General features: G+C 54.2%; 5 protein-coding genes. All 5 read left to right on the top strand.

All coding sequences use genetic code 11. The features are described 5' to 3' along the window. A partial coding sequence (locus AQR02_RS31485) for an acyl carrier protein (RefSeq protein WP_159067797.1) occupies positions 1-568 on the top strand: 568 nt, incomplete at its 5' end. Then, entirely contained in the window at positions 569-1,729 is a 1,161-nt protein-coding gene (locus tag AQR02_RS19525; RefSeq protein WP_054941900.1) for an ACP S-malonyltransferase, read from the top strand. A gap of 41 nt (positions 1,730-1,770) precedes the next feature. After that, positions 1,771-4,515: a polyketide synthase family protein gene (locus tag AQR02_RS19520; protein WP_054941899.1), complete on the top strand. Its 2,745-nt coding sequence runs from the start codon at positions 1,771-1,773 to the stop codon at positions 4,513-4,515. Positions 4,516-4,559: 44 nt separating this feature from the next. After that, positions 4,560-5,513 (top strand): beta-ketoacyl reductase, encoded by a 954-nt coding sequence (locus AQR02_RS19515; RefSeq protein WP_054941898.1) that lies wholly within the window; start codon positions 4,560-4,562, stop codon positions 5,511-5,513. Next, positions 5,510-5,708, top strand: a 199-nt coding sequence (locus AQR02_RS19510; RefSeq protein WP_159067796.1) for a hypothetical protein, incomplete at its 3' end; no start/stop codon positions are given. The genes AQR02_RS19515 and AQR02_RS19510, both read left to right, overlap by 4 nt.

Raw genomic sequence — 5,708 nt, 5'->3', positions numbered from 1 at the left:
TTTCAGGGATATTGTCTTTGACTATAAATCCGGCAGCCTGATCGCCAAAACCTTAAATGAGGCCCACGGCATTCAGCTGGAGGAAGCCCATGGCTACCGTGATGAGAAGTATGGTCTGCATTTCTCCGTATACAAGACGGGAAATGACTGGGAGATCAGCATCATCTCCAGCGAATACGGACTGACGGATCTGCAGGCACTGCTGGCCCTGTTCCACTCTATCCTTCAGAAGCTGTATGCGTATGCCGGCGGCGGATTACGGGTTGGCGAATTAGTGTCGCTCACTGCGAAGGTAGAGGAGCATGGCGGTGAAGCAGCCCCGGAAACACCGGGCGGAAGGATTTATGACGAGGTCGCCGGAATCGTATCCGCCCTGCTGGGGGAGGCGGGAGTGCAGGCGAATGTAAGCTTTTTCGATCTCGGCATGGACTCGCTCCTGCTGGTGAAGTTCAAGAAAAGAATCAGGGAATCCTTCAATATCAATCTTAAAATCTCGGATTTCTTCAATTATCATACGGCGGAACTGCTGGCCGGAAAAATTATGGACCATCTAAAGGAGGCTAATTAAATGAATATTGCATTACTGTTGCCCGGGCAGGGAACGAGGTTTACGGAACAGGTAAAAGAGCTCTGGCTGGAATCCCCGGAAGCCCGTAACCTTATTGAAACGGCAGAACGGCAGCTGGGCTATCCGGTTTCGGAATGGCTGACCTCCGATCTGAGCAAGGACACACATAAAGCGCAGCTCGCCACCTATGTCGGCTCCATGTGCATGTACCAATTATACAAACAGCAGATTGGATTGTATCCCAGCTATGTGCTTGGCCACAGTCTGGGGGAGCTTACCGCGCTGACCATTGCCGGGGCAGTGACCTATGAGGAAGGACTTCAGCTGGTGGATATCCGCGGGAAGGCAATGAAGGCGGCGATTGAGCAGCAGGAGAGCCTCGGAATGATGGCAGTATTCGCCGCACCTGAGCAGGTCGAGGCGCTGGCAGCCGGCTGGGATGAGGTCTATGCAGCCAATCTGAACTCGGAGCAGCAGACTGTAATTTCCGGTACAAGGCAGGCCATTCAGGAATTCGTCAAGCACCACCAGCTCGAAGGCGTGATGCTCGGCGTGAACGGAGCCTTCCATACGCCTTATATGAAGGAAGCGGCTGAAGAGGTCTATGAGCAGCTTCGCGGGCTGTCCTTCAGCACGAGACTGCAGACACAGGTGATCAGTAATAAGAGCGCAAAGCTGTATGATTTCACGAATATCCGGGAGGAAATTGCTGCTCAAATGGTCAGCCCGGTCCGCTGGAAGCCGTCGGTGGATTATGCACTTAGCCAGGGTGTGCAGCTCTTCGTAGATCTGTCGCCAAACGGGATGTTCGTCAAAATGTTCAAATCCCTTGACGGGGTATTTGCCTTCCATAGCGAAGAGACCATCGGCCTGCTGCGTACAGAGCTGAAGGATGATATTGAAGTCAACCAGCATTATGATGTGTTCTCCCGGGCGCTGGGCATCATTGTCTCCACCAAAAATAACGGCACAGATGCCGAAGCCTATGACAATATCGTCATGAGCGGCTATAACCGAATCAAATCGCAAATCGGCAAGGAGGCTTCGCCGGAGGATATCAGGCAGACACTGTCTCTGCTGGAATTGATTCTGAGCACCAAAGAGGTTCCGGCTGATGAGATTGCCGAATATTGCAACCGTCTAGCCTGGAAGATCGGATAACAACGTGAATGAGGCGTTTAAGAAGAGGGAGGTGAGGGAGCTTGAGTAAGGAGGATATTGCCATAATAGGTTTGGATCTGTCCATGCCAGGCTGCCGGGATCAGGAAGAAGTCTGGCGCTTTATAAGCGGCAAACAGGTATCGAAGGGGAAGTTCCCTGCGCAGCGGCTGAACCGGAGCGGGCTGTCTGAGGATGAAGAACGTTACATGGAAGGCTCCTATTTCAGAGCCATCGATGAATTTGATCATAAATTTTATCATATCGCCCGGAAAAGTGCGGAGTATATGGACCCCAACCAGCGGCTGACCCTGCTCTCTGCAACACGGGCGCTGAATGACAGCGGCTATCTGGAAGACATCCGGGGTACACGGACAGGCGTCTACGGCAGCGTGAATACCACGCAGCAATACCAGTATCAGCTGCAGCTGCAGGCGCTTGGTCTAACTCCGGACCTGCTGGGTATGCTGAATTCGACTATCGCCAGCCGGATCAATTATATATTTGATCTGAAAGGGCCGGCGGTCATGACGGATACAGCCTGCTCCTCTTCGCTGGTATCCGTGGTTCAGGCCTCGAACGAGCTGCGCCGCGGAGATATTGATTATGCGGTGGTGGTCAGTTCCAACCTGTACATTAAGCCCGGCGAGAAGGCCGACAAGCTGGTAGATATTCTGGCAGCCGATGCTACGACCAAAGCCTTTGATGAGCGGAGCACCGGCACCTCCATCGGGGAAGGGGTAGGCGCTATCATTCTCAAAAGACGTGAGGATGCCGAGCGTGACGGCGACGCGATCTATGGCCTGATCAAAGGCTATGCCGTGAATAATGACGGGCATACCGTCAACATGTCCTCCCCGAACCCGCTGGCCCAGGAGAACCTGATTGCGGAAGCATGGAGCCCCTTGGAAGATCAGCTGGACCGGCTGGCCTTCATCGAAGCCCATGGAACAGGCACGAATATCGGGGACAGCATCGAATTCGAAAGCCTGAATCCTTTTTTTCTGGAGCATGGCGTGAGCAGGCAATCGGTCGCTCTTACGGCCTGCAAATCGAATTTCGGCCATTTGGATGTGGCCTCCGGATTATTTTCACTGATTAAATCCGTGATGAGCCTGCAGCGCAGCGTCCTGCTGCCGCATCCCGATTTCAGAATTCCCAATGGAGAAATTGAGTTCGAGCATTCGGTATTCTATGTCCCGGACAAATGCAGTCCGCTCCCTCCGCGTTCATTGGCCGGGGTCAGCTCCTTCGGCATGACAGGGACGAATGCCCATGTCATCCTGGAAGGCTACGAAGGCAATAGAGTTGGCAATGGAAAGGCATTGGAGCTGCAGCTGCAGCCCTATTGGTTCCCGCTGGACAGAAACTCCTTCTCGGTCAGCAGCCCCCTTCAACGGCTGGATACGGAGCATACGCTGAGTGTTCAATTTCCGCTGACGCTGCAGCAGTGCTGGGAGATCAGGGAACACACCTTTGGCGGCAGCCATCTGATGGTAGGCACTGCAATTTTCGAAGTTCTTACCCAGGGCCTGCGATCTACCGCCTATGAACTGGCACAGTTCAATATCCGGAATCTGCATATTCTGGCCCCTCTCTCGGTACGCCAGGAGCCATTTACGATCACCCTTATCCTGGATAAAATAACCCTTCGCGGCACGGTCTCCTATTCTGTCACAGGAGAGCACCGGAACTGGCTTCAATTCGAGCTGGTACGCAAGTGCGAAGGCGGGCTTGCCGCTATGGAGCTGGGCGCGGAAACGGAGCTGCAGGAAATTGCCGTCACCAGCCAAGTGGGAGATGGCGGAGTCAGCGGGCTGCAGGTCTCCGGAAGATGGGCTACAGTGGACAAGCTCTGGGTGAGCAGTGACCATGGCCGCGCCTTGGTGAAGCTGAAGGCACCTGCCGGCTATGAGCGGGAATTTGGATTATACAGCTTCTATCCATCACTCTTGGACCCGGCGTTCAACGCCCTGAACCGGATCGCGGAGCCGAACGACATTTTGTTTCCTTGGCTGTGGAGTGAAATTGATTTCGGCAGCGGCGAACTTTCCGGAAGTGACTTCTATTCGGATCTGAGGATACGCGAGAAAACTTCGGATAACATCGGTAATATTATATTATCTTTGGACATTAATCTGTATGACAGCTTAGGCAGAGCGGTTCTTACGGTTAGAAACTACAAGGTCAAAAATGCGCTGACGACCGGCGGGGAGCCCCGGGGGGATTACTTCAAGCAGGAGCATTATATCGAAACGGTATTCAAGGAACGGGAAGAGCCGCAGATGCCGCTGCTGATTATGCATCAGTCCTGGCAGGGAGTACTGCAGCCGGAAGCGCCGGTTCATTACTTCAGGGAAATCTCTGAGCTGCAGCAGCTGCTGCCGGCTGCGGAAGCAGCCCAGAGCATTTATATGTGGGATAAGCCCTACAGGGACGAATCCTCCATAGCGGAAGAGACCTATGATCTCGGCTGCTGGCTTGTGGAGCTTAACCGCGGGAACCGTCTGAAAGAGTTTCATTACATCAGCACCGGGCTGTTCGGCCGGGATGAAATGAACGCCCTGAGCCGTAGTGTGGCTATGGGGATCTACGCTCTCCGCCTGGAGCTGAATTTCAAGATCAGGCTGATCGACAGTCCCTATGGTCAGGAATCACTGGAGCTCAGCCGCTATAACTATCATGACGAGGATCTGATTGTGCATAGAGCCGGTGATTTCCGGACGCTCCGCTTCAAGAGCCTGAAACTGCAGGCAGACGAACCCGGCTGGCCGGACGGACACTCCTGATTATCGGCGGCGCTGCAGGGATCGGAAGAGAATATGCCAAGTATGTGGCTGCCGCCTATCCTGACACATGCATTATTGCCGCTGGACGCAGCCCGGGATGGAAGGGTGAACCTCACCCCGCTAATCTGCGCTATCTCGCCTTGGATGTCACAGATGAGCATCAGGTACAGGCCTTGGCCGCGGGGGAAGGACAGCATGTGGATTATGTGCTTAATTTCGCCGGAGAACCGGCAAGAGGGCTGTTCGCCAATAAGTCCAAAGCGGAATTCTGCGGGCGGACAAGGAGCAAAATCAACGGCTCCTACCTCCTCGGCAAATATTTCCCCCATGTCCGGGAGATCATCCACTTTGCTTCCGTCGCCGGTCTGATCGGAGCCATGGGACAGACGGAGTATTGCGCGGCGAACGCGTATCAATCCGGGCTGGCAGTAGACGGCGGCAATATCCGGACCTTGAATCTGACCGGATGGGAGGATGTCGGCATGTCAGCCGGCAAGGCGGACTATTACTTTGAGAAGCTGCATAGCCGGGATGGCGTCAAGCTGATCGATCAGTTCGTCCATTCGGGAGTCCGGCAGGCTTCCATGCTGAAGCTGAAGACTGCAGCCGAGGACTACTCCTCGCTGTTCGGCAGAACGGAACAGGTCTCCGTCAGCCGCAGCCCGCAGCCGCAAGCTGCTCCGTCAGTCGCCGCATCCACAGCCGTGCAAGGTGTCACCGAAGCCTGGAAGCGGACGCTAGGCGACGACTGCTACGACCCGCAGCTCAGTTTTTTTGAGCAGGGGGGAGACTCCATTACGATCGTGCAGCTATGCGATGAGCTTAACCGTTCTTTTCCGGGAAGCTTTGATGTGACCACCCTGTTCTCCATTCCGACCATCAACGGGCAGGCAGAGCTCATGGAACAAGCCATACAAGTGCCGGTACAGCAGGTGATGTCTGAAGCTGCCCCGGATGCCGCCGACCTGCTGGATTTCTTGAGATTCCAGAAGGCATGAGCGATAAAAGTCAAAAAACATTGAAAGAGGCGAACGCAATGAGAGCAGGCGAGTATATATTTGATCAGGTCAAAAAAGGGAATCTGGATTCGGCGGCCGGCAAGGCCCTGCTGGAAGAGATTATTCCCGATGATATCGCTATTGTGGGCATCTCCTGCGAATACAGCAATGTGAAGGATACCTTTGAGTTCTATC

Origin of the sequence: Paenibacillus ihuae, from assembly GCF_001368795.1 — a bacterium.
In the GTDB taxonomy this organism is placed as follows: Bacteria; Bacillota; Bacilli; order Paenibacillales; family Paenibacillaceae; genus Paenibacillus_AQ; species Paenibacillus_AQ ihuae.
Note: the sequence above shows the minus strand (reverse complement) of the source record. Positions and strands in the feature narration are given on the sequence as shown.

Excerpts from the sequence above, each read along its gene's own strand:
- AQR02_RS19525 (WP_054941900.1), top strand. The coding sequence starts at position 569 with ATGAATATTGCATTACTGTTGCCCGGGCAGGGAACGAGGTTTACGGAA.